The organism is Bradyrhizobium sp. Kon69, from assembly GCF_055807515.1.
In genome coordinates this window covers 67695-90029 of sequence record NZ_JBVVOS010000033.1, presented here as the reverse complement: position 1 = coordinate 90029, position 22335 = coordinate 67695, and the positions used below count along the sequence as shown (strand labels likewise).

The window sequence follows — 22335 nt, the reverse complement described above, 5'->3', positions numbered from 1 at the left end:
ACGGCATAAGCCGTCCAACCATCGCGCAGGGAAGGCCGAGTGATTGGCTACACCTGTATGCTGCTGTGCGGTTTTCCCGCGTGTGCTTTTCGCGCAGTGGACCGCGGGTGCCAGCCGGCACCCGGCCTTCCCTGCGCCCTTATGGATTTGAGGGTGAAGCGACCAGGCAAAGACTCGGGCGAAATGCGCCGCGAGAAGGCGAAGGCGTGTCTGCGGCTACACACTCCCTGTCATCGCCCGGCTTGACCGGGCGATCCAGTATTCCGAGACAGTTATGATTGAACCGAGAAGCCGCGGCGTACTGGATTCCCCGCTTTCGCGGGGAATGACAGTGGTGCTGGGAGGACGAAGCCGTCGCCTCATACTCCGTCATTGCGAGCGCAGCGAAGCAATCCAGTCTGCCGCCGCGGAGGGATTCTGGATTGCTTCGCTACGCTCGCAATGACGATGGGGAGAGAGTGGGGGCGGCACGCCGTTCTAGCCGCCGAGTATCCTCCGGCAAGCGTCGACGAACACCTGGGCGCCGGTGACGATGTCGGCATCGGCGGTGTTCTCGGTCCAGTGATGGCTGATGCCGTCGATCGACGGTACGAACAGCATGCCTGCGGGCATGACGGAGGCAAGCATCTGCGCGTCGTGGCCGGCGCCGCTGGGCATGCGGACGGACCGTCCGCCGGCGACGGCCTTGGCCGCGGCTTCGATAGCGTCCTGAAAGCCCGAATTCATCATCGCGGGCGCGCCAGTGCGAATCTTCTCCACGGTGACGGTGCAGGGACCCTTCGCGCTGGCCTCGTCCGCCATGCTCCGCAGCAGTTGCTCCAGCCGCGCGATGACGGAAGGATCGTCGTCACGGATCTGGAACAGCATTTCGGCACCACCTGGAATGATGCTCGGCGCACCCGGATCAAGCGTGATGCGGCCGGTGGTCCAAACCGTGCGCGGCCCGCAGCTCTCGGGAAAACGCGCGTCGATCGCGACACAGAACCTTGCCAGCGCCAGCCCGGCATCCTTCCGTGCAGCCATGCGGGTGGTGCCCGCGTGATTCTGCTCACCGATGAAGTTGGTCTGGTATTGCCAAATGCCGACGATGGAGGTGACGACGCCGATCGCAAGGTGGCCGCTTTCGAGCGTGTCGCCCTGCTCGATATGGGCTTCCAGATATCCGACGTGCCGGCCCGGCTCGGCGGTAATGCGCGGTCGTCCTGCGAGCCCCATGTCGGCGAGTGCGTCCCGCATGGTGCGGCCGCTGGTGCGGTCGCGTGCGGCATCAATGTCGGCCTCGGTCACTTGCCCGACATAGGAGCGCGAACCGAGGAAGTGCCCAAAGTGTCCTTCCTCGTCGCACCAGGCGGCAATTTCGACCGCGCCTTCGAGCGAGGGATCGGCATTGAGCACGCGCGCCGCTTCGAGCGCGTAGACGACACCGAGCGGGCCGTCGAGCCAGCCGGCGTAGTTCTGGCTTTCGAGATGCGATCCCGCCAGCAGCTTGGGTCCCGCCTTTGCGCTGGTGCCGAAGACATTGCCGATGCCGTCGATCGCGGCGGAGAGGCCCGCGTCGGGCAGCTTCCGCACCAGCCAATCCAGCGAAAGCTTGTGCGGCTCGGAGAAGGTCGGCTTGTGCACGCCGGTCTTGTAGGCGCCGATGGCACGGAGCGCATTGAGATCGGCGAGAACGCGCATCCCGTTTGCGCGTGAAAAGGTGTCAGGCATGTTCGGCAACCTTCAACGCCTCGGTGCGGATCTCCTCGACCAGCCGTTCCTTCAACTGGACGAATTCGGGCGTGGTCTTGATCTTGTAGGAGCGCGGATGCGGCAGGTCGACGTTGATCTCGGCCTTGATGCGGCCGGGGCGTGCGCTCATGACGATGACGCGGCTGCCGAGGAAGATCGCTTCCTCGATGTCGTGGGTCACGAACAGCACGGTCTTCTGGTCGCGCTCCCAGATCCCGAGCAGCATTTCCTGCATCAGGGCGCGTGTCTGGTTGTCGAGCGCGCCGAAGGGCTCGTCGAGCAGCAGGATCTTGGGATCATTGGCGAGCGCGCGGGCGATCGCGGTGCGCTGTTGCATGCCGCCGGAGAGCTGTTTCGGCCAATGGTTCTCGAAGCCGGACAGACCGACCTGGCGGATGAAGCCATCGGAGATCTTGTTTCGCTCCGCCTCGGACACGCCACGCTCGCGCAGGCCGAACGCGATGTTCTCGCGCACCGTCAGCCAGGGAAACAGCGTGTAGGACTGGAACACCATGCCGCGATCGGCGCCCGGGCCGGTCACCTCGCGTCCATCGAGCACCACACGTCCGCCAGTCGGGCGATCGAGGCCGGCGACGATGCGAAGCAGCGTGGACTTGCCGCAGCCGGAAGGGCCGAGGATGGTGACGAAGTCGTTGTTGCCGATCACCAGATCGGTCGGCTCCAGCGCCCTGGTCGGGGCGTTGCCGTGGCGCGCTGGGAAGGTCCGCGAGACCTGTTCGATCTTGAGGATCGTCATGCGAGCCTCCAGGGAAACAGCCACGCGTTGAACGCCTTGAACAGGAAGTCCGAGACCAGGCCGATCAGCCCGATCACGATGATGCCGAAGATGATCTGGCCGGTGTTGAGCAGCGCCTGGCTGTCGGTGATCATGTGGCCGATGCCGGAGGAGGAGCCGATCAGCTCGGCGACGATGACATAGGTCCAGGCCCAGCCCAGCACCAGCCGCAGGATCTCGGCGATCTCCGGCGCGGAGGAGGGCAACAGCACGCGGCGGATGATGCCGCGGTCGCTGGCCCCCAGCGTATAGGCCGCCTCGACCAGATCGCGCCGCGTCGTGCCGACGGTGACCGCGATCATCAGGATGATCTGGAACACCGAGCCGATGAAGATGACGAGCAGCTTCTGCAGCTCGCCGATGCCGGCCCACAGGATCAGGAGGGGAATGAAGGCGGAAGCCGGCAGATAGCGCGCAAAGGAGACGAACGGTTCGAGGAACGCCTCGACCGGCTTGTATGCGCCCATCAGCACGCCGAACGGCACGGCGATGATGGCGGCCAGTACGAAGCCGCCGACGACGCGCCAGATCGTCATGCCGATGTCGAACAGGAAGCCCTGTTTGATGATCAGATCGACGCCTTCCTGCACCATGGTCAGCGGATTGGCGAGGAACACTTTCGACACGTGGCCGCCGAAGGTCGCCCAGGACCAGAGGGCAACGAACACTACGAAGAACGCAAGGCCGTAAGCCACGCGCTGCCTTGACGTCACGGGATCGAGGGGACGCATCTAAATGTCTATCCGGGCGGTGAACAAGTTTACCGGCCCCGTCGCGAGACGGGGCCGGCGGCTCCTGGGAGATTTACTTGATGTAGCTGGCGTCGAAGAGATCCTCGACCTTCGGCGCGGCCTTGATGATGCCGATCTCAAGCAGGAGGTCGGCGGCTTCCTTGTTGAAGGTCAGGAAATCGCCGGCGAAGAATTTCTGGTTCGCGGCCTTGTCCTGCCAGCGCAGATACTTTGCCGAGTTGCCGAACGCCTCGCCGCTCTGCTTCACGTCGGCGCCCATGATCTCGTAGGCTTTGGCCTGGTCCTTGGCGATCATGTCGAGGGCCTCGAAATAGCTGTCGGCGAGCGCCTTGGCGGCCTTCGGGTTCTCGCTGAGGAATTTCGGCGTGCAGCCGAACGTGTCCATGACCATCGGATAGTCGAGCGTGGTCGCAATGATCTTGCCCTTGTCGGCTGCGGCACGAACCGTCGACAGATACGGCTCATAGGTCATCGCGGCATCGTTCTGGCCGGAGACGAAGGCCTGCGCGGCCGCGGCCGGCTCGAGGTTCACGACCGTGACGTCCTTCACCGACAGGCCGTTCTTCTTGAGCATCCAGGCCAGCGCGAAATAGGGCGAGGTACCAGGCGCGGAAGCAGCAACCGTCTTGCCCTTCAGATCCTTGATCGCGGCGAGATCGTTGCGCACGGCCATGCCGTCGGCACCAAAGCTCTTGTCGAGCTGGAAGATCTGCTTGGTCGCGACGCCGTTGGCGTTCCAGGAGATCCAGGTCTCGACGGTCGTTGCCGCGCACTGGACGTCGCCGGACGCGATCGCAAGATGGCGATCCTTCTGCGGAATCTTCTTGATGGTGACCTCAAGGCCGTTCTTCTTGAAGATGCCGGCTTCCTTCGCCAGCGTCAGCGGCGCGAAGCCGGTCCATCCGGAGATGCCGACGCCGACCTTGACGTCGTCGGCGAGCACCGGGGTGGAAGCTGCGAGGGCAATGATTGTCGCAAAAACTTTCGAACTACGCATGATTGTCGTCCTCTTGCCGATCGATGGATTGACGTCCTGTTGATCTTGGTCGGTCCTCATGGACCGTTGCCCGAAGCGTTGCACGATTTGTGCCGACACGTCCTCTCAGCCTCCCTTGAATCGGGCGACAAGGCGGTGAGAGTCACCGGGATAGAGCAGCCGCACCGCGGTGATCGTGCGCGCGCTGCGCCAGGTATAGCGGTCGATCACGAGGCAGGGTGCGCCCACGGCGATGTCGAGCGCCTCCGCCGTGCGATCGTCCGCAACGATGGCGCTGATCGTATGCTCGGCCTCCGTCCATGGAACATGGTGAAGCAGCCACGAGCCGGGCGGCTCACGCGAAAAATCCGCGGTCGCCGCATCTGGCACCGACGCGAGATCGATCAACCTGTCCTCGACGGCGAAAGGCACGTTGTCGGCGCTGTGGCGGCAGGTGATCGCGACCACCTTGCCGGCCTTCTTGACACCGAGGCGGTCACGGTCGGCCGCGGTCGCGGCGCGGAGCTTGCGACCGATCAGCTCGTAGCCGTAAGCACGCCCGAGCGCGGTGATCTCGGCGCGCATGTCGGCGATCTTGAGCACGGCAGACTGATGTTGCGGCCGGCGGACGAAGGAGCCGGCACGTCGCCGCCGCTCGATCAGGTCGGCTTGCGCGAGCTCCGACAGCGCCTTGTTCACGGTCATGCGCGAGCAGCCGTAACGTGCCACCAGTTCGTGCTCGAACGGGATGCGATGCCCGGGCGGCCACTCGCCGGTCAGAATGCGCTTCTCGATATCGGCGCGTATCCGTTTGTAGAGCGTCGGCTGGTCCGGCGTATCAGTGGCAAGGCTCATGCAACGAGCCTCCGCACCGATGCGTTGAAATGTTCGCGCGCGGCCTGGCGCAGTCTGTGGCGGCCGCCTTCGACGACCTTGTCGCCGCCGGCCCAGACGCAATCGACCGCACCGCTGCCCGCGGCAAAGATCCAGCCATCGATGGCCGCGTCGCGCGCGCGTCCCGCCAGCGAGGGATGCGCGGTGTCGAGCGTGACGATGTCGGCGCGCGCACCGGGTGTGAGACCGACGGACATCTGTGCCAGTGCCCGCGCGCCGCCTGCAAGCGCATGATCGAACAGCGTGCGTCCCGTCGAGCGCCCCGCGCCGGCGGAGAGCACGTTGCGCTCGCGGTGCTTGAGCCGTTGGCCATATTCGAGCTGGCGCAGCTCGTCGGCGACGCCGACCAGCACGTTGGAATCCGTGCCGATGCCAAAGGCGCCGCCGGCACCGACGAATTCCCGGGTCGGGAAAATGCCGTCGCCAAGGCTTGCCTCGGTGATGGGGCAGAGTCCGGCGACCGCGCCGGCCTTGGCGAATGCAGTGACTTCTTCATCCGTCGTATGGGTCGCGTGGATGAGGCACCAGCGTTGGTCGACGGGCGCGTGCTCCAGCAACCATTGCACCGGACGTCGTCCGGACCAGGCCAGGCAATCCTCGACTTCCTTCACCTGCTCGGCGGCATGAATGTGCACCGGTCCGCCCTCAGCAAGCGGAATGATCGCTGCAAGCTCGGCCGGCGTCACAGCGCGCAAACTGTGCGGCGCCACGCCGATGTTGGCATCCGGCAATGTTGCGAGCGCCTTGCGCGAGGCGCCCACCAGCGCGGCGAACTGATCAACCGTAGAGATGAAGCGGCGCTGGCCGGCATGCGGTGCTGTGCCCCCGAAGCCACCATGCGCATAAAAACTCGGCAGCAACGTCAGCGCAATACTCGAGGCCTCTGCGGCCTGCGCGATGCGTGCGGCCATTTCGGCGATGTCGGCGTAGGGCGAGCCGTCGCGATCATGATGCAGATAATGGAATTCGCCGACGCGGGTGAAACCCTGCTCCAGCATCTCGACATAAAGCAGTGTCGCGACTGCTGCGACGTCATCCGGCGTCATCGCCAGCGCGAAGCGGTACATCGTCTCGCGCCAGGTCCAGAAGGTATCGGTGCTGTCGCCGCGCAGCTCCGCGAGACCCGCCATGCCGCGCTGGAACGCGTGGCTGTGCAAGCTCGCAAGTCCCGGAAGCGCGATTTCGTGGCGTTCGTCGCCGGCGGCCGCGGCCACGCCCGGCGTCACCTCGGCGATCGCGCCGGCGGTGATCACCACCTGCACGTCATTGGCCCAGCCCGAGGGCAGGAGCGCGGAGGCGAAATGCAGTCGTGTCATGTTTCCATGCCGGCTGGACAGAACCGCGACACGATTATATGTCTAGACATATAAGTCAAGCATCCCACGCGAAGGGACAGTTGCATGGCAGAGCGCTTCGACCGGATCTGGCATAACGCCCGGCTCGCCACGATGCGGGCCGACCGTCCCGATCTCGGCGAGATCGAGCACGGCGTGATCGCCGCGCGCGGCGGCCATATCGTCTATGCGGGCGCCGCGGCGGACTTTCCGACGGACGCGGATGCAGCCGACCGGATCGATTGCGGAGGGCGTTGGATCACGCCCGGTCTCGTCGATTGCCACACCCATCTGGTCTATGGCGGCAACCGCGCCCATGAATTCGAGCTGCGCCTGAAGGGCGCGAGCTACGAGGAGATCGCGCGCGCCGGCGGCGGTATCGTCTCGACAGTGGCCGCGACGCGCAAGGCAAGCGAGGCCGAACTCGTAGCCCACGCGCTGCCGCGGCTCGATGCGCTGATTGGCGAGGGCGCCACCACGGTCGAGATCAAGTCCGGCTACGGCTTGGACACCGAGACCGAGATGCGACAGCTGGCCGCCGCGCGAAGCCTGGGCCGTCAGCGGTCGGTCGCGATCCAAACCTCGTTTCTTGGCGCGCATGCGCTGCCCCCGGAGGCCGATGGCGACAAGGATCGTTACATCGATCTCGTCTGCAGGGAGATGTTGCCTGCGGTCGCGAAGGCGGGCCTCGCCGATGCTGTCGATGCCTTCATGGAGGGGATCGCATTTTCCGGCGAGCAGACGGCGCAGGTGTTCGAGACAGCGGAGCGGCTTGGACTGCCGGTCAAGCTGCATGCCGACCAGCTCTCGAACCTCGGCGGGGCTGCGCTCGCCGCAAAATTCTCGGCGCTTTCGGCCGATCACCTCGAGCACACCGACGAAGCCGGTGCAGCGGCGATGGCAAAAGCTAAAACGGTGGCCGTGTTGTTGCCTGGCGCCTTCTACTTCATCCGCGAGACGCAAAAACCGCCGGTCGAGACGTTCCGCAAGCACGGCGTTGCCATGGCGCTCGCGACCGACTGCAATCCGGGCAGCTCGCCGCTGACTTCGCTCCTGCTCGCCATGAACATGGGCGCGACGCTGTTCCGGATGAATGTGGCCGAGTGCCTTGCCGGTGTCACTCGCGAAGGCGCACGAGCGCTCGGCGTGCTCAATGATACCGGCACGTTAGAGGCCGGCAAATGGTGTGACCTTGCAATATGGGATATCGAGCGCCCGGCCGAGCTGGTCTACCGTATCGGCTTCAATCCGCTGCACCGCCGGGTGTGGAGGGGACAATGACGGAGCAGCGGGCGCCGATCGTTGTCAAGCCGGGGACGGTCTGCCTCGATGATCTCGCGCGCGTGCTCGAAGGCGCACCTGTCGTTCTCGATCCCTCGTTCTGGCCGCGCATCGACGCGGCCGCGGAGATCGTTGCAAGGGCTGCGCGAGCCGATGCTCCCGTCTACGGCATCAACACCGGCTTCGGCAAGCTGGCCTCGAAGCGGATTCCGCCGGACCAGACCGCGCTGCTCCAGCGCAATCTCATCGTCTCGCATTGCTGCGGCGTCGGTGCGGCAACTCCCGAGCCGATCGTTCGGCTGATGATGGCGCTGAAGATCATTTCGCTCGGGCGCGGTGCTTCCGGCGTGCCCCGCGAGGTGATCGAGCAGTTGCAGGCCATGCTGGCGCGACGCATCTCACCGCTGGTGCCGCAGCAGGGTTCGGTCGGTGCTTCCGGCGATCTCGCGCCGCTCGCGCATATGACCGCTGTGATGATCGGCGAAGGGCAGGCGATCGTCGACGGCAAGATCGTATCGGGCCTCGAGGCGCTCGCCGCGGCCGGCCTGCCGCCACTGACGCTCGGTCCCAAGGAAGGGCTCGCGCTGATCAACGGCACGCAATTCTCCACCGCCTATGCCGTCTCCGGCGTGCTGCGCGCATTTCGCCTGGCTCGCGCTGCGCTCGTCACCGGCGCGCTGTCGGTCGATGCGGCGATGGCCTCGACGGCGCCGTTCCGCCCCGAGATCCAGGCGCTGCGCGGTCATTCCGGACAGATCGCGGCGGCGGCAACCTTGATGGCGCTGCTCGACGGCAGCGACATCCGCCTGTCGCATCTCGAAGGCGACGAACGCGTGCAGGATCCCTATTGCCTGCGCTGCCAGCCGCAGGTTGCGGGCGCGGCGCTCGACCTGATCGTGCAGGCGGCGCGGACGCTTGTCGTCGAGGCCAATGCCGTCACCGACAATCCGCTCGTGCTGGTCGAGACCGGCGAGATCGTCTCCGGCGGCAATTTCCATGCCGAACCGGTGGCTTTTGCCGCGGATACCATCGCGCTCGCGCTGTCGGAAATCGGTGCGATCAGCGAGCGGCGCATCGCGACGCTGGTCGATCCCGCGCTCAATTTCGGCCTGCCGCCGTTCCTCACTCCCGATCCCGGTATCAATTCCGGCTTCATGATCGCCGAGGTGACGGCGGCCGCGCTCTATGCCGAGAACAAGCAGCGCGCGGCTGCCTGCTCGATCGATTCGACGCCGACCAGTGCCAACCAGGAAGACCACGTCTCGATGGCCGCGCATGCCGCGCGACGGCTGTCGGACATGGCCGACAATCTCGCCACCATCCTGGGCATCGAGCTGCTGGTCGCCGCCCAGGGCATCACGCTGCGCGCGCCGCATGCAACCAGCGCGCCGCTCGCTGCCGTCATGGCCGCACTGCGCGAGCAGGTGCCGCCGCTCGGTGCCGACCGCTACATGGCCGGCGATCTCGCCAAGGCTGCAGCGCTGGTCGAGGCCGACGCGCTGCCGGCTGCGGCGCTCGCCGTGCTTTCAACCGACCCGTTTCCGACACTTGCCTGACGAGGTGTTCCGCATGAACCGCCGACTGGACAATGACCGCACCATCCGCGCGCCCCGCGGCAGCGAAATCAGCGCCAAGAGCTGGTTGACCGAAGCGCCCTTGCGCATGCTCATGAACAATCTCGATCCCGACGTTGCAGAACGTCCGAGCGAGCTCGTGGTCTATGGCGGCATCGGCCGCGCCGCGCGTGACTGGGAGAGCTTTGACCGGATCATTGCTTCGCTGCGCGAGCTCGAGGACGACCAGACGCTGCTGGTCCAGTCCGGCAAGCCGGTCGGCGTGTTCCGCACCCACGCCGACGCGCCGCGCGTCCTGATCGCGAACTCCAACATCGTGCCGCACTGGGCGACGCTCGATCATTTCAACGAGCTCGATCGCAAGGGCCTGATGATGTACGGCCAGATGACGGCCGGTTCCTGGATCTATATCGGCAGCCAGGGCATCGTGCAGGGCACCTACGAAACCTTCGTTGAAGTTGGCCGCCGCCACTATGGCGGCAGCCTCGCCGGCAGATGGATTCTGACGGCCGGTCTCGGCGGCATGGGCGGCGCGCAGCCGTTGGCTGCGACCATGGCCGGGGCTTCGATGCTGGCGGTCGAATGCCAGCCGAGCCGCATCGAGATGCGTCTGCGCACCGGTTATCTCGATCGCCAGGCCACAACGCTCGATGACGCGCTTGCGATCATGGCGGAGGCGGCGACGACGAAGAAAGCCGTCTCTGTCGGCCTGCTCGGCAACGCCGCTGAGATTTTTCCCGAGCTGGTCCGCCGCGGCGTCAGGCCCGATATCGTCACCGACCAGACCAGCGCGCACGATCCGATCAACGGCTATTTGCCGAAGGGCTGGACGCTCGCGGAGTGGGAAGCCACGCGCGCCGCCGACCCCAAGGCCGTGGAGCGCGCCTCGAAAACCTCGATGGTCGAGCACGTCCAGGCCATGCTGGATTTCCATGCGCTGGGCATTCCGACGCTCGACTACGGCAACAACATCCGCCAGATGGCGCAGGACATGGGCCTGAAGAATGCCTTCGATTTTCCCGGCTTTGTCCCTGCCTATATCCGTCCCTTATTCTGCCGCGGCGTCGGGCCGTTCCGCTGGGCCGCTCTGTCGGGCGATCCCGAGGACATCTTCAAGACCGACGCCAAGGTCAAGGAGCTGATGCCTGACGACAAGCACCTGCACAATTGGCTCGACATGGCCAGGGAGCGCATCAAGTTCCAGGGCCTGCCGGCGCGGATCTGCTGGGTCGGGCTTGGCGATCGCGATCGCCTGGGCCTTGCCTTCAACGAGATGGTGGCGCGTGGCGAGTTGAAGGCTCCTATCGTGATCGGCCGCGATCATCTCGATAGCGGTTCGGTGGCGAGCCCCAACCGCGAAACCGAAGCGATGAAGGACGGTTCGGACGCTGTGTCCGACTGGCCCTTGCTCAACGCGCTGCTCAATTGCGCCAGCGGCGCGACCTGGGTGTCGCTGCATCACGGCGGCGGCGTCGGCATCGGCTATTCCCAGCATGCCGGCATGGTGATCGTCGCCGACGGTACGCCGGAAGCGGCAAAGCGGATCGCGCGCGTGCTCTGGAACGACCCTGCCAGCGGCGTCATGCGCCACGCCGACGCGGGCTACGACACCGCGATCGAATGTGCCCGCGACAAAGGGCTCGATCTGCCGAGCCTGACGACGTAGCCGGGCTCAGTCGCGCGCCAGCAGCCTCGGCATCGTCGTCTTCGCGCCGTCCATGAAAGTCTGGACGGCATCGCGAACGATCGCGTCGAGATCGGCCGGGATTGGCGTCGCGTAGATGAATTTGCGGATCGCGAGATAGAAAATGCGGCCGTGCAGGCCCCAGAACAGCTCGGTCTCGCGCTCGCCGAGCGGATGTGTCTTTGCTTCGGGCAGTTTCAGGTCGTGGCGCAGCTCGCCGGCCGCCGGCTCGATGATCTCGCGCCTGATGATGTCGAGATAGCGGCCGGTGATGCCGAACGACTTCATGCCGGAGAAGACGAAGATCCGCACCCAATTGTATTCGAACACGCGTTCGACATAGTCGAGATAAAAGCGCGTCAGCCGGGCCTCGAGCGATAGCGAGCGGTCGCGGATCATCGGACCCCAATCGGGCGACCAGCGGCTGAGATAAACCTCCTGGTAGACACGCTCGATCAGCGCTTCCTTGCTCGGGAAGTGGCGGTAGATCGCCGAATGCGTGATGCCCAGACGCTTGGCGAGCTCGCGCGTCTGCCCCTCGAAGCCGCGCTCGGCAAAGAATCGGATTGCCTCGTCCAGGATGGCGCGCTCGCGGTCGGCCGCACGCATGTTGCGGCGCTTTGGCGCGGACTTGCTGCCTGTCTCGGACCGCTTCCGGACCGGTCGCTTCGCCGTTTTCTGCGCTTTGCGGGCCATTTCGTCGCTGAATCGCACGTCCCGTCGTCTTCATAGCCCAATGCGCATTTGTAACCAAATGGTCATTTCCTGTTGACCGGCTTCCGACGCCGTGTCAGGATTTTGAGACCAGATGGTTACAAATCTGGCGTCCCGGCTGATGAGCCGAGGGATCCGAGGAAACGGCGGTGAAGGCGAGGGCTTTCAGCTATTTTCGCGCTGCGACGATCGACCAGGCGTTGGACGCTCACGCGCGCGCCGGCGACGATGCGCGTTTCATTGCCGGCGGTCAGAGCCTCGTGCCGGCGTTGTCGCTGCGGCTGCAGGCGCCGCGGCTGCTGATCGACATCACTCATATTTCCGAGCTGCGTGGCGTCAGGCGTGAGGGCGGATATTTGCGTATCGGCGCGCTCACACGCCATTGCGAGATGCTTAGCGAGCCGTTGATTGCCGAATTCGCGCCGCTGTTGCATGCGGCTGCGCCCTTCGTCGCCCATCCCGCGATCCGCAACCGCGGCACGTTCGGCGGCAGCGTCGCGCAGGCCGACCCGGCTTCCGAATTTCCGGCGATGACGCTGGCGCTCGATGCCGAGATCGAGATTGTCGGCCCTTCGGGCAGCCGGCGCGTCAAGGCCGACGACTTCTTCGTCGACCTGTTCGAGACGGCTCTGCAGCCCGGCGAGCTGATCACCGCGGTCTTCGTCCCGCTGTTCAAGGCCGATCAGCGCTTTGCATTTGACGAACTGGCCCGGCGACGCGGGGATTATGCGCTGGTCGGTTGCGGCATGCTCGCGACCTGCACCGGCGAGCGCATCGATGACATAAGGATCTCGTTCTTCTCTGTCGGCAATACGCCGTCGCGGGTGAAGGGAACGGAGGCTACGCTCATCGGTTCGAGCCTTGATGCTGAACGCATCGCCGCAGCGCAGGCCGCCCTCGAAGGTGATCTCGCACCACCTGAAGGCGACGAGGTGCCGCCGGCGATGCGGCTGCATCTCGCGCGCGTATTGCTCGGACGCATGCTCGGACGTCTCGGAGTGGGCGGATGAGCGGCTTCGACGAATCCCTTCTGGATGATGCGGACGAGACCGTGCGCGTTCGCTTCGTCGTCAACGGCCGCAAGGTGGCCTGTGAGGTCGCGCCGCGCGAGACGCTGGTCGATTGCCTGCGCAACGTGCTCGAGCTGACAGGCACGCATGCCGGCTGCGAGATGGGCGCCTGCGGCGCGTGTCTCGTCCAGCTCGACGGCCAAGCCGTGCACGCCTGCCTGATGTTCGCGGTGCAGGCTGACGGCGCCAGGATCGATACGATCGAAGGGCTCACGGAGAGCGGCGTAATCGCTGACCTCCAGGCCGAATTCCACCGCCGCAACGCTCTGCAATGCGGCTTTTGCACGCCGGGCATGCTGGTCAACGCCCACGAACTCCTCTCGCAGGTGACGCGGCCCAGTCGTGAGGACATTCGCGACGCGCTGTCGGGCAATTACTGCCGCTGCACTGGCTATGAAGCGATCGTCGATGCGATCGACGCCGTGGCAAAAGCGCGAAGCGAAAGCGGAGGCCCGACATGAGCGCGCCGCTGACCTCGCTGGATCGCCCGAATTCCTATATCGGCCGCTCCGTGCCGCGCCCGAACGCCAAGCGGCTGCTCGCCGGACGCGGGCGCTATGTCAGCGACCTCCGGCTGCCGCGGATGCTGTATGCCGCGTTCCTGCGCAGCCCGCATGCGCATGCGAAGATCATTTCGATCGATGCTGGGCAGGCGCGAGCGCTCGAAGGCATGCATCTCGTCGCGACCGGTGCCGATCTCGCAAAGATCTGCACGCCCTGGACCGGCACGCTCGATCATTTCAAGGGGATGATCTCGGCACCGCAATTACCGCTGCCGCTCGACCGCGTGGTCTGGGCCGGGCAGGCGGTGGTTGCAGTCGTTGCCGAGAGCCGTGCGATCGCCGAGGATGCGCTGGAACTGATCGAGATCGACTACGAAGACCTTCCGATCGTCGCCGATATCGACAGCGCGCGTGAGGGCGGCGGGCCGCTGATCAATCCTGGCAGTGCCAACAATGTCTGCTTCCGCAGCCAGCTCGACAACGGCAGCGTCGACGACGCCTTTGCGCATGCGGCCCTTGTGGTGGAGGAGGAGTTGTCCTTCGGCCGCCATACCGCTGTGACGCTGGAGCCGCGTGCCATCGTTTCCGATTACGATCCTTCGGCCGAGATGCTCACCGTGCATCACGCGACACAGACGCCATATCAGTTCCAGGACCTCTATTCGCGCCACTTCGGCATTCCGGAGGCCCGCGTACGCGTGATCGCGACCGACGTCGGCGGCTCCTTCGGGATGAAGCTGCATGTCTATCATGAGGACATGGCCGTGGTCGGCCTCTCGATCCTGCTCGGCCGTCCCGTCAAATACGTCGCCGACCGTATCGAATCGTTCGTCTCCGACATCCACGCCCGCGACCATCGCGTCCGCGCCCGGATGGCGCTTGATGCCAAGGGCGAGATCCTTGCGATGGACGTGCTGGACCTGACCGCAATCGGGGCGTTTTCGACCTATCCGCGTACAAGCGTGGTGGAGGGCAACCAGGTCATCCGCCTGATCGGCGCGCCCTATCGTTTCAAGAACTACCGCGCGACGCTCGAGGTGCTCTTCCAGAACAAGGTGCAGACCAGCCAGTATCGCGCGGTCGGCCATCCCATCGCCTGCGCGGTCACCGAGCGGCTGGTCGACATGGCCGCGGCGAAGCTCGGTCTCGATCCCTTCGCGATCCGAGCGCAGAATGTCATCGCCGATGATGCCTATCCGCAGACCTCGCCGACCGGTTACCGCTTCGAGGCGTTGTCGCATCAGGCCTGCCTGAAGCGGCTGCACGAGATGATGGATTATGACGGGCTGCGCGCCGAGCAGGCGGAGTTGCGCAAGGGCGGCGTCTATCGCGGGATCGGCATCGCGGCCTTTGTCGAGATCACCAATCCAAGTCCCGCGTTCTATGGCGTTGGCGGAGCCCGTATCTCCTCGCAGGACGGTGCGATCATCAGCCTGACCCCATCAGGCGAAGTGCGCTGCCTGATCTCGGTCACCGAGCAGGGGCAAGGCACCGAGGCGATCATCAGCCAGATCGTGGCGGATCAGCTGGGTCTCGCGCAGGAGCACGTCAAGGTCATTACCGGTGATACCGAGGTGACGCCGCATGGCGGTGCGACCTGGGCCTGCCGCGGCGCCGGCATCGGCGGCGAGACTGCGCTCCAGGCCACGCGCGCGCTCAGGCGCAACATCCTGGAAATCGCTGCGCTCATCCTCCAGGAGCAGCCATCGGCACTCGACATCATCGATGGCGAAGTCGTCGACGCTGGCACGCGAAACCAGCGGATGCCGATCTCCGAGATCGCGCGCATTGCCTATTTCCGTTCCGATACGCTACCGCCGGGCACGCAGGCCCAGCTCACCGTGAGCCATCACTTCGCGCCACAGGGCTATCCGTTCGCCTTCACCAACGGCATCCAGGGCTGTTCGCTGGAGGTGGACGTCGAGACTGGCTTCATCAAGATGTTAAAGCATTTCATCGTCGAGGATTGTGGCCGGGTCATCAATCCGATGCTGGTAGACGAGCAGCTCCGCGGTGGCATCGTGCAGGGATTGGGCGCGGCGCTGTTCGAGGAGTGTCGCTACAGCGAGACCGGCCAGCTCGTGAACGGCTCGCTCGCCGACTACCTCGTCCCGATGCCGATGGAGATGCCTGACATCGTCATCGCCCATGTCGAGACACCGACCGCCGACACCGAGCTTGGCGCCAAGGGATGCGGTGAGGCGGGGACGGCGGCGGCGTCGGCCTGTGTGCTGAACGCCGTCAACGACGCGCTCGCACCGTTCGATGCAACGATCAATTCCATCCCGATCACGCCCGCAAGAGTCCTGAAAGCCCTGAAGCGATTCTAGAAAAAAGACATTGGAGGAAATCATGCCCAAATCCCGTTCGACCCTGAAAATATCCCGCCGCACCGCGCTCGCGGGTCTCTCCGCAAGCGCGGCACTGCTCGCCATGCCGCGGCTCGGGCGCGCTGCCGACGAAACGATCCGCATCGGCTTTCCGACCCCGCTGACCGGCCCGTTCGCTGCGGAGGCGCGCGACCAGGTCAAGTGCGCCGAGCTCGCGGTCAAGCTCGCCAACGACAAGGGCGGCATCGGCGGCCGCAAGGTCGAGCTGTTGGTGCGCGACGATAAGCTCAATGCCGGCGAGGCCGCGACCCGTACGCTGGAGCTGATCGAGAAGGACAAGGTTCACGCCGTGGTCGGCGCGCTCTCTAGCGCCGTGCAGCTGGCGGTCAACGAAGTCACCCGCGCCCGCGGTGTGATCTACGTTTCGATCAGCCAGTCCGACACCATCAACGAGGTCAAGGATTTCAGCAAATACACCTTCCACGAGGCGCTGAACCCGCACATGACGACCGCCGCCGTGGCACGGCAGACCCTGAAGAAGGGCATGAAGGTTGCCCATCTCGTCGCAGATTACGCGTACGGGCATGAGATGCTGCGCGGCTTCAAGCGCGCGCAGGCGGCCATCGGCGCGGATAGCGTCGGCGAGATCCTGCATCCGTTCGGCGCTGCCGACTATTCCACCTTCATGCCGCGCCTGATGTCGCTGCGGCCCGACGTGCTCTGCATCTCCAATTTCGGCCGCGACCAGGCCAATGCGATCAAGCAAGCGGTGGACTTCGGCGTCAAGCAACAGATGAAGATCGTCGTGCCGGTGATCCTGCACAACCAGCGGCTCGCGGTCGGCCCCGACGTGTTCGAGGGCGTGGTCGGCGGCGCCAACTATTATTGGGGCCTGGAGACGCAGAGCAAGTCCGCCGCCGCTTTCAACGCCGCCTTCAAGGCAGCCAATGGCGGCGCCATCCCGACCGACTACGGCGCCTACGGTTATGCCGGCGTCGGGTCGCTGCTGGCGGCCATGCAAACCGCGGGTGGCACCGAGACCGACAAGGTCGTCGATGCCCTGGAGAAGCTGCAATACGACCTGACCAAGGGTCCGCAGCATTACCGCAAATGCGACCACCAGTCGGTGCAGCCGGTGCTGGTGCTGGAGTCCAAGAAGAAGTCCGCCATGGCCAACGACAACGATCTGTTCGCCATTCTCGCCAACGACACTGGCTCCGACGACATGCTGCGCAGTTGCAGCGAGCTGGGCCACGCGACCTGAAGCCCGGGCAATGGACCTGTCGCTGATCATCATGCAGCTTCTTTCCGGGATCGCCCTTGGGGCGGTTCTGGTGATCACTGCGCTTGGACTGACGATCGTGTTCGGCATGCTCGGGGTGGTCAATTTCGCTCATGGCGCGCTGTTCATGATCGGGGCCTATGCGGGGCTGTATCTGGCGTCTCTCACCGGAAGCTTCTGGTGGGGATTGCTGCTGGCGCCCATCCTGATCGGCGCCTTCGGCATGCTGATCGAGTTCATCCTGATCCGAAGGCTCTATGGGCGCTCGATCGACGATCCGCTGCTCCTCACTTTCGGCCTCAGCTACATCCTGGTCGAGGGCGTCCGGATCGTGTTCGGCAGCGACGGCATCCCGTTTCCGACCCCGCCGCAGCTGATCGGCGTGCTCGATCTCGGCATCGGCTTCTTCCCGCGCTACCGCCTGTTCGTCATTGCGCTGGTGGCGGTGGTGCTCCTGGTGCTCTGGCTGACGCTGGAGAAGACGCGGATCGGCTTGATCGTGCGCGCGGGCGCCCGCGATCCCACCATCATGCAGGTGCTCGGGGTCGACATCGGCCGGGTCTGGCTCGCGATCTTCGGGCTCGGTGTCGGGCTGGCCGCGCTCGGCGGCGTGCTCGCGGGTCCCATGCGCAGCGTCAATCCGGAGATGGGATCGCTGGTGCTAGCAGAAGCCTTCGTGGTGACCGTGATCGGTGGCCTCGGGTCGATCGTCGGGGCGGTGGTCGCAGGCCTCATGGTCGGCATCTCCATCAGCCTGGTCGCGCTGTTCGCGCCGGAGATGGCGACCATCGTCATGTTCGCGCTGATGGCCGTGGTGCTGCTGATCCGTCCGCAGGGCCTGTTCGGCATCAGAGGGAGGACCGCGTGACCTCGCCATCGAGCGGCGAAGCGGTCGCCAGACCGTCGTCCAACGGGCTCAGCCGGCTTATCGAGCAACGCGTGTTGCTCTCCATCGCGGTGCTGGCTGTGTTGCCCTGGCTGCTGCCGTCTCAGGCGCTGGCCGTCAACGTCCTGATCTACGGCGTCGTTGTGATGGGCTACAACCTGCTGTTCGGCTACACCGGGCTGTTGTCGTTCGGCCAGGCCGCGTTCTTCGGTGCGGGCGCCTACTTCACCGGCATTGCGATCGGTCGTTACGGCGTGCCCTGGTTTGCCGCGGTGCCGATTGCCGTACTGCTCAGCACCGGCCTCGCCGCCGCGATCGGCATCGTCTCGACGCGCACGCGCGGCATCTATTTCTCCATGGTGACGCTTGCGCTGGCTCAGCTCGTTTATTACGTGGCGCTCCAGGCCTCGTCTTTCACCGGTGGCGAGAATGGCCTGCGCGGCTTTACCGTCGATCGCATCAGCCTGTTCGGCTTCCCCGTCAATTTCCTCGACCCCGTCAACAAATATTATGTGCTGATGGCCTTCGCCGCATTGGCCATGTGGTTCCAGTCGCGCATCCTGAACTCGCCCTTCGGGGCCGTGATCGAGGCAATCCGCGAGAACGAGCAGCGGGCGCGGGCCTGTGGCTATGACGTCGAGCGCAGCAAGCTGATCGTGTTCATGCTGTCGGGCGCGATCTCCTCGCTCGGTGGCTGCATGCTGGCGCTACATCTGTCGATCGTGCCGCTCGACATCCTGCATTACCAGACCTCGGGCATGATCGTGATGATGGTGCTGCTCGGCGGCGCGCGCAGCTTCTTCGGGCCGTTCGTTGGTGCAGCGGCGTTCCTGATTCTGGAGGACGTCATCTCGGTCTGGACCCCGCACTGGCAGCTCTTCGTCGGCGCGATCTTCGTCCTGTTCGTGCTGTTCCTGCCCAAAGGCATCTGGGGCACGCTGCTCGACACATTGGGTGTCGGAAAGGCGCGGCCATGAGCGGCGAATTGCTTCGTGCCGAGGGGATAGGCAAGCACTTCGGCGGCTTCGTCGCGCTCGAAGGCATCACGGTGTCTTTTGCGGCCGGACAGCTCACCTCGATCATCGGGCCGAACGGCGCCGGCAAGAGCACGTTCTTCAACATCCTCTCCGGCGCGCTGACACCGACGTCAGGCAAGCTGCATTTCAGAGGACGCGAGCTGAACGGCCTTCCGCAGCATCGGTTCGTGCATCAGGGCATCTCGCGCTCTTACCAGATCACAAACATCTTCCCGGACCTATCCGTGCACGAGAACGTTCGCGTGGCGGCGCAGGCGCTGACCGTGAGCTACGACATCTGGCGTAACCGCGCTCGACTTACAGAGCTCAATGCCCGCGCCGATGCTGCACTCGAGGCGGTCGGGCTGCTTGGCCGGCGCGCCGAACTGGCGAAATTCCTGTCGCATGGCCAGCAGCGTGCGCTGGAGATCGCGATTGCGTTGGTCTCGGAGCCGGAATTGCTTCTGCTCGACGAGCCGACCGCCGGCATGGGGCCGGAGGAGACCAAGGACATGGTCGCGCTGCTCGAACGGCTCGCCGAGAAGCGCACCGTGCTTCTCGTCGAACACAAGATGAAGATGGTGCTGGGCCTATCCAAGCGCGTCGTGGTGCTGCATCATGGCCGCTTGCTTGCGGACGGCGCGCCCGATGAGATCAGGAGCAATCCGGAGGTCCGCCGGGTCTATCTCGGACAAAGTGAAGGCTATGGCTGAGACTGCACTGCTCGAAATTGAGGATCTCCACGCCTGGTATGGCGCGAGCCACGTCCTTCACGGCATTTCCTTGCATGTGCAGCCCGGCGAGGTCGTTGCCCTTGTCGGCCGCAACGGGGCCGGGAAGACCACCACGCTGCGGTCGATGATGGGCCTGATGCCAAAGGCGACGGGTCGCGTGCGCTTTGCGGGCCGGGAGCTTCTGCAGCTGCGCGCCCATCAGCGCTTCCATCTCGGCCTTGCTTACGTCCCCGAGGAGCGCCGCATCGTGCCCGGTCTCTCCGTGCGCGAGAACCTTCGTCTCGGCCTCGTCGCGGCAGGAAGCGACATCGATGAGCGCGTCGCGATCGACGAGATCGCCGAGACCTTTCCGCGCCTGAAGGAGCGCCTCGACCAGGAGGGTGTCACGCTGTCAGGCGGCGAGCAGCAGATGCTGGCGATTGCACGCGCCTTGATCGCAAAGCCCAAGATGCTTCTGCTCGACGAGCCGTCGGAGGGCATCATGCCTGTCCTGGTCGAGGAGATGGGCGTGCTGTTCCGTCGCCTGCGCGACGAGGGCAAGACGCTGCTCCTGGTCGAGCAGAACGTCGAATGGGCGCTGCGGCTCGCTGACCGTGCCGTGATCATCGATCAGGGTGAAGTCGTGCATCAAAGCAGCGCCGCGGCGCTGCTGGCGGACAAGGACATCCAGGAGCGCTACTGCGCGGTCTGACTTTAGGCCACGACCCTGGATACGGCGCCGCCGAGGCGCTGGCGTTCCTTGGCGAGATACTCGTCGATCGCGTCGCCATGCATGGGCTTGGCGAAGTAGTAGCCCTGGATGAAGTCGCATCCCAGCCGGCGCAGGGTGTCGAGCTGGGCGCGGGTCTCGACGCCCTCGGCGACGCAGGCGATCTCCATGTCGTCACAGAGGCCCGTGAGGGACTTGATGATCTTGTGGCTCACTGGATTGTCGTTGACGTCGGCGATGAAGCTGCGGTCGATCTTGATTTTGTCGAGCGGCAGCCAGTGCACGTGGCTCAGCGAGGAGTAGCCGGTGCCGAAATCGTCCAGCGAAATGCCGCAGCCCATCGCCTTCAATGCAGCGATCGACTGTTGTGCGCGTACGAAATCGAAGGTGACGGCGGTCTCGGTGATCTCGAAGTCGATCCGGTGCGGCGGCAGCCCGCTCTTCTCGACGATCGTGATCAGCGGCAGGATGCCCTCGGGCGAGCAGACGTCGTGGGCAGACAAGTTGAACGACAGGCGGATGTGGTCGGGCCAGGTCCTGGCTGTCGCGAGCGCGCGTACCAGGAGCGCCTGCGTCAGCGGCCGGATCAGGCCGATGCGCTCGGCGGCCGGAATGAAATCGGCCGGCGAAACCAGGCCGAGGCGGGAGCTGTGCCAGCGCGCCAGGACCTCGAAGCCGGCGGTATGCTCGCTCATGGCGTCCACGATCGGCTGGTACACCAGGTCCATCTCGGTGCTGAAATCTGCGGTGCGCAGCAAATTCTCGATGACGCCGCGGCTGCGGATCTCGGCCTCGAGCTCGCTCGAGAAGATCACGGTGCGGCCGCGCAGATGGCGCTTGGCGTGATAGAGCGAATAGTCGGCGCATTCATAGAGCGCTTCCGCCGTCGTTGCCGATTGCGGGAAAAGCGCGAAACCGATCGAACAGGACAGCCCGGTATGGGCGGTGTCGAGCTGGTAGGGCAGCTTGACCTGGTCACCAACGCGTTCGCCGAGCCGCATCAGATCCGCATCGTCAGGGTCGCCGCACACGACGAGGCCGAACTCGTCGCCGCCGAGCCTGGCGAATTCCACCCGCTGCGGGCCGAAGCCCTCGCAGACCTCGCGGATGCGCCGGCCCGCCTCGATCAAAACGCGGTCGCCAACCGAATGGCCGTAATTGTCGTTGATCGGCTTGAAGCCATCGAGGTCGATGATCCCGACCGCGACGCGAACGTTTCTGCGCTCGGCATCGGTGAACGCGCTCGACAGCTCGGCGAAGAAGCGGCGGCGGTTCGGTAGTTCGGTCAGGGAATCGAGGTTGGCGAGGCGGAAGTTCTCGTCCGAAAGGGCTTGGGTGGCCGCCTGCTGCGCCAGCAGCGATTTGCGGCTGGCGACGAGGTCGGCGAAGTCACGATAGTAGATGAACAGTACCGTCACCATCGCCCCCGACACGAGCAGATTGTTGACGGCGATCGCCTTCAGCGTCGGCTCGCCGGTGGCCCAGAAGAACACTACATAGGGCACGTCGACGACCAGCGTCACGATCAGTGCCGCCGAGCGCAGATGCATCAGCGAGAAGATGCAGCCGATCACGGTCACCGCCATGTAGAAGGCTACCTGACTCTTGGCGAAAGCATCGCCGTAAGGATAGAGCGCGAAGGACCATGCGGTGAAGCCTGCGCCGATCGGCGCCGCGATCCAGTTGGTAAAGCGCAGATTGCGCAGGATGTCGGCATCGGTGCGCACGACACGTCGCTGGCGCAGCCACCAGAATGTGCGAAAGCCTGTCACCGCGATCAGCACGGCCGGCACGACCATACTCAGCGAGGCCGGTGCCAGCGGCACATAGGTATAAGCCACCGCAATCGTGTTTGTGATCAGGATGAAATAGAGCAGCGGGATCTGTTTCGAGAAGGCGTCGAATTGCGCGCGCATCAGCTCCGGATTGTCGGCCGGCACCCGAAACAGCTCTGCGACGGCAGCTAGATGTGACTTCAAATTGGTGACAGGCATTGCAATATCAGCCCTGAATTTCCTCAAAACGCGGGCGATCTTGCACGGCGGCGGTAAAGGGGGCGTTAGATTGGA

At 64.9% G+C, this 22335-nt stretch carries 19 protein-coding genes; 11 read left to right on the top strand and 8 right to left on the bottom strand.

Going from position 1 to position 22335, the window contains the following annotated elements; genetic code table 11:
- Nucleotides 1–477: 477 nt before the first annotated feature.
- From AC0L3U_RS33200 to AC0L3U_RS33175, 6 genes are all read right to left on the bottom strand, one after another.
- A complete protein-coding gene (locus AC0L3U_RS33200; protein WP_473364556.1) occupies nucleotides 478–1710 on the bottom strand; it encodes a hydantoinase/carbamoylase family amidase in 1233 nt (410 codons plus the stop codon).
- Nucleotides 1703–2488: an ABC transporter ATP-binding protein gene (locus AC0L3U_RS33195; RefSeq protein WP_473364555.1), complete on the bottom strand. Its 786-nt coding sequence runs from the start codon at nucleotides 2486–2488 to the stop codon at nucleotides 1703–1705. Before AC0L3U_RS33195 ends, AC0L3U_RS33200 begins: the two co-directional genes overlap by 8 nt.
- On the bottom strand, nucleotides 2485–3258 hold the full coding sequence (locus AC0L3U_RS33190; RefSeq protein ID WP_007601313.1) for an ABC transporter permease: 774 nt from the start codon (nucleotides 3256–3258) through the stop codon (nucleotides 2485–2487). Before AC0L3U_RS33190 ends, AC0L3U_RS33195 begins: the two co-directional genes overlap by 4 nt.
- Nucleotides 3259–3331: 73 nt before the next feature.
- The gene (locus AC0L3U_RS33185) at nucleotides 3332–4276 is read right to left on the bottom strand and encodes an ABC transporter substrate-binding protein (protein ID WP_473364554.1); all 945 of its coding nucleotides are present in this window, start codon (nucleotides 4274–4276) and stop codon (nucleotides 3332–3334) included.
- A gap of 105 nt (nucleotides 4277–4381) precedes the next feature.
- A complete protein-coding gene (gene hutC / locus AC0L3U_RS33180; RefSeq protein ID WP_247402712.1) occupies nucleotides 4382–5110 on the bottom strand; it encodes a histidine utilization repressor in 729 nt (242 codons plus the stop codon).
- Nucleotides 5107–6465, bottom strand: a complete 1359-nt coding sequence (locus AC0L3U_RS33175; RefSeq protein ID WP_473364553.1) for a formimidoylglutamate deiminase — start codon at nucleotides 6463–6465, stop codon at nucleotides 5107–5109. Before AC0L3U_RS33175 ends, hutC begins: the two co-directional genes overlap by 4 nt.
- An 84-nt stretch (nucleotides 6466–6549) precedes the next feature.
- Between AC0L3U_RS33175 and hutI the strand changes: the two genes are divergently transcribed.
- From hutI to hutU, 3 genes are read left to right on the top strand one after another with little or no spacing between them, the layout of a single operon-like run.
- Nucleotides 6550–7764, top strand: coding sequence for an imidazolonepropionase (gene hutI, locus AC0L3U_RS33170; RefSeq protein ID WP_473364552.1), 1215 nt, complete (start codon nucleotides 6550–6552; stop codon nucleotides 7762–7764).
- Entirely contained in the window at nucleotides 7761–9320 is a 1560-nt protein-coding gene (hutH, locus tag AC0L3U_RS33165) for a histidine ammonia-lyase (RefSeq protein WP_473364551.1), read from the top strand. Before hutI ends, hutH begins: the two co-directional genes overlap by 4 nt.
- A gap of 13 nt (nucleotides 9321–9333) precedes the next feature.
- On the top strand, nucleotides 9334–11004 hold the full coding sequence (gene hutU / locus AC0L3U_RS33160) for a urocanate hydratase (RefSeq protein ID WP_473364550.1): 1671 nt from the start codon (nucleotides 9334–9336) through the stop codon (nucleotides 11002–11004).
- Between the two features lie 6 nt (nucleotides 11005–11010).
- Here the strand turns inward: hutU and AC0L3U_RS33155 are convergent, their stop codons facing one another.
- On the bottom strand, nucleotides 11011–11631 hold the full coding sequence (locus AC0L3U_RS33155; protein WP_027519406.1) for a TetR/AcrR family transcriptional regulator: 621 nt from the start codon (nucleotides 11629–11631) through the stop codon (nucleotides 11011–11013).
- Between the two features lie 254 nt (nucleotides 11632–11885).
- Between AC0L3U_RS33155 and AC0L3U_RS33150 the strand changes: the two genes are divergently transcribed.
- Genes AC0L3U_RS33150 through AC0L3U_RS33115 form a run of 8 tightly spaced genes read left to right on the top strand, consistent with a single transcriptional unit; the run spans nucleotide 11886 to nucleotide 20248 of the window.
- On the top strand, nucleotides 11886–12746 hold the full coding sequence (locus AC0L3U_RS33150; RefSeq protein WP_473364549.1) for an FAD binding domain-containing protein: 861 nt from the start codon (nucleotides 11886–11888) through the stop codon (nucleotides 12744–12746).
- Nucleotides 12743–13267 carry a (2Fe-2S)-binding protein gene (locus AC0L3U_RS33145; RefSeq protein ID WP_473364548.1) on the top strand — a complete coding sequence of 175 codons (525 nt, stop codon included), beginning with the start codon at nucleotides 12743–12745 and terminating at the stop codon, nucleotides 13265–13267. Before AC0L3U_RS33150 ends, AC0L3U_RS33145 begins: the two co-directional genes overlap by 4 nt.
- The gene (locus AC0L3U_RS33140) at nucleotides 13264–15639 is read left to right on the top strand and encodes a xanthine dehydrogenase family protein molybdopterin-binding subunit (protein WP_473364547.1); all 2376 of its coding nucleotides are present in this window, start codon (nucleotides 13264–13266) and stop codon (nucleotides 15637–15639) included. The genes AC0L3U_RS33145 and AC0L3U_RS33140 overlap by 4 nt, the downstream gene beginning before the upstream one ends.
- Nucleotides 15640–15661: 22 nt before the next feature.
- Nucleotides 15662–16903: an ABC transporter substrate-binding protein gene (locus AC0L3U_RS33135; RefSeq protein WP_473364546.1), complete on the top strand. Its 1242-nt coding sequence runs from the start codon at nucleotides 15662–15664 to the stop codon at nucleotides 16901–16903.
- A gap of 10 nt (nucleotides 16904–16913) precedes the next feature.
- Complete coding sequence (locus AC0L3U_RS33130; protein WP_473294780.1) at nucleotides 16914–17789, top strand: branched-chain amino acid ABC transporter permease; 876 nt, start codon at nucleotides 16914–16916, stop codon at nucleotides 17787–17789.
- The gene (locus tag AC0L3U_RS33125; RefSeq protein ID WP_473364545.1) at nucleotides 17786–18784 is read left to right on the top strand and encodes a branched-chain amino acid ABC transporter permease; all 999 of its coding nucleotides are present in this window, start codon (nucleotides 17786–17788) and stop codon (nucleotides 18782–18784) included. Before AC0L3U_RS33130 ends, AC0L3U_RS33125 begins: the two co-directional genes overlap by 4 nt.
- Nucleotides 18781–19536 carry an ABC transporter ATP-binding protein gene (locus AC0L3U_RS33120; RefSeq protein ID WP_473364544.1) on the top strand — a complete coding sequence of 252 codons (756 nt, stop codon included), beginning with the start codon at nucleotides 18781–18783 and terminating at the stop codon, nucleotides 19534–19536. Before AC0L3U_RS33125 ends, AC0L3U_RS33120 begins: the two co-directional genes overlap by 4 nt.
- The gene (locus AC0L3U_RS33115; protein ID WP_473364543.1) at nucleotides 19529–20248 is read left to right on the top strand and encodes an ABC transporter ATP-binding protein; all 720 of its coding nucleotides are present in this window, start codon (nucleotides 19529–19531) and stop codon (nucleotides 20246–20248) included. Before AC0L3U_RS33120 ends, AC0L3U_RS33115 begins: the two co-directional genes overlap by 8 nt.
- Before the next feature lie 2 nt (nucleotides 20249–20250).
- On the opposite strand, the gene AC0L3U_RS33110 is transcribed toward AC0L3U_RS33115, so the two are convergent.
- The gene (locus AC0L3U_RS33110) at nucleotides 20251–22260 is read right to left on the bottom strand and encodes a putative bifunctional diguanylate cyclase/phosphodiesterase (protein WP_473364542.1); all 2010 of its coding nucleotides are present in this window, start codon (nucleotides 22258–22260) and stop codon (nucleotides 20251–20253) included.
- Nucleotides 22261–22335: the final 75 nt, after the last annotated feature.

Bases quoted from the DNA above. Each gene is read 5' to 3' on its own strand.
- AC0L3U_RS33115 (WP_473364543.1), top strand. From the start codon at position 19,529: ATGGCTGAGACTGCACTGCTCGAAATTGAGGATCTCCACGCCTGGTAT.
- AC0L3U_RS33110 (WP_473364542.1), bottom strand. From the start codon at position 22,260: ATGCCTGTCACCAATTTGAAGTCACATCTAGCTGCCGTCGCAGAGCTG.
- AC0L3U_RS33195 (WP_473364555.1), bottom strand. From the start codon at position 2,488: ATGACGATCCTCAAGATCGAACAGGTCTCGCGGACCTTCCCAGCGCGC.
- hutU (WP_473364550.1), top strand. From the start codon at position 9,334: ATGAACCGCCGACTGGACAATGACCGCACCATCCGCGCGCCCCGCGGC.
- AC0L3U_RS33120 (WP_473364544.1), top strand. From the start codon at position 18,781: ATGAGCGGCGAATTGCTTCGTGCCGAGGGGATAGGCAAGCACTTCGGC.
- hutI (WP_473364552.1), top strand. From the start codon at position 6,550: ATGGCAGAGCGCTTCGACCGGATCTGGCATAACGCCCGGCTCGCCACG.
- hutC (WP_247402712.1), bottom strand. From the start codon at position 5,110: ATGAGCCTTGCCACTGATACGCCGGACCAGCCGACGCTCTACAAACGG.
- AC0L3U_RS33130 (WP_473294780.1), top strand. From the start codon at position 16,914: ATGGACCTGTCGCTGATCATCATGCAGCTTCTTTCCGGGATCGCCCTT.
- AC0L3U_RS33145 (WP_473364548.1), top strand. From the start codon at position 12,743: ATGAGCGGCTTCGACGAATCCCTTCTGGATGATGCGGACGAGACCGTG.
- AC0L3U_RS33200 (WP_473364556.1), bottom strand. From the start codon at position 1,710: ATGCCTGACACCTTTTCACGCGCAAACGGGATGCGCGTTCTCGCCGAT.
- AC0L3U_RS33135 (WP_473364546.1), top strand. From the start codon at position 15,662: ATGCCCAAATCCCGTTCGACCCTGAAAATATCCCGCCGCACCGCGCTC.
- AC0L3U_RS33175 (WP_473364553.1), bottom strand. From the start codon at position 6,465: ATGACACGACTGCATTTCGCCTCCGCGCTCCTGCCCTCGGGCTGGGCC.
- AC0L3U_RS33190 (WP_007601313.1), bottom strand. From the start codon at position 3,258: ATGCGTCCCCTCGATCCCGTGACGTCAAGGCAGCGCGTGGCTTACGGC.
- hutH (WP_473364551.1), top strand. From the start codon at position 7,761: ATGACGGAGCAGCGGGCGCCGATCGTTGTCAAGCCGGGGACGGTCTGC.
- AC0L3U_RS33185 (WP_473364554.1), bottom strand. From the start codon at position 4,276: ATGCGTAGTTCGAAAGTTTTTGCGACAATCATTGCCCTCGCAGCTTCC.
- AC0L3U_RS33155 (WP_027519406.1), bottom strand. From the start codon at position 11,631: ATGCGTGCGGCCGACCGCGAGCGCGCCATCCTGGACGAGGCAATCCGA.
- AC0L3U_RS33140 (WP_473364547.1), top strand. From the start codon at position 13,264: ATGAGCGCGCCGCTGACCTCGCTGGATCGCCCGAATTCCTATATCGGC.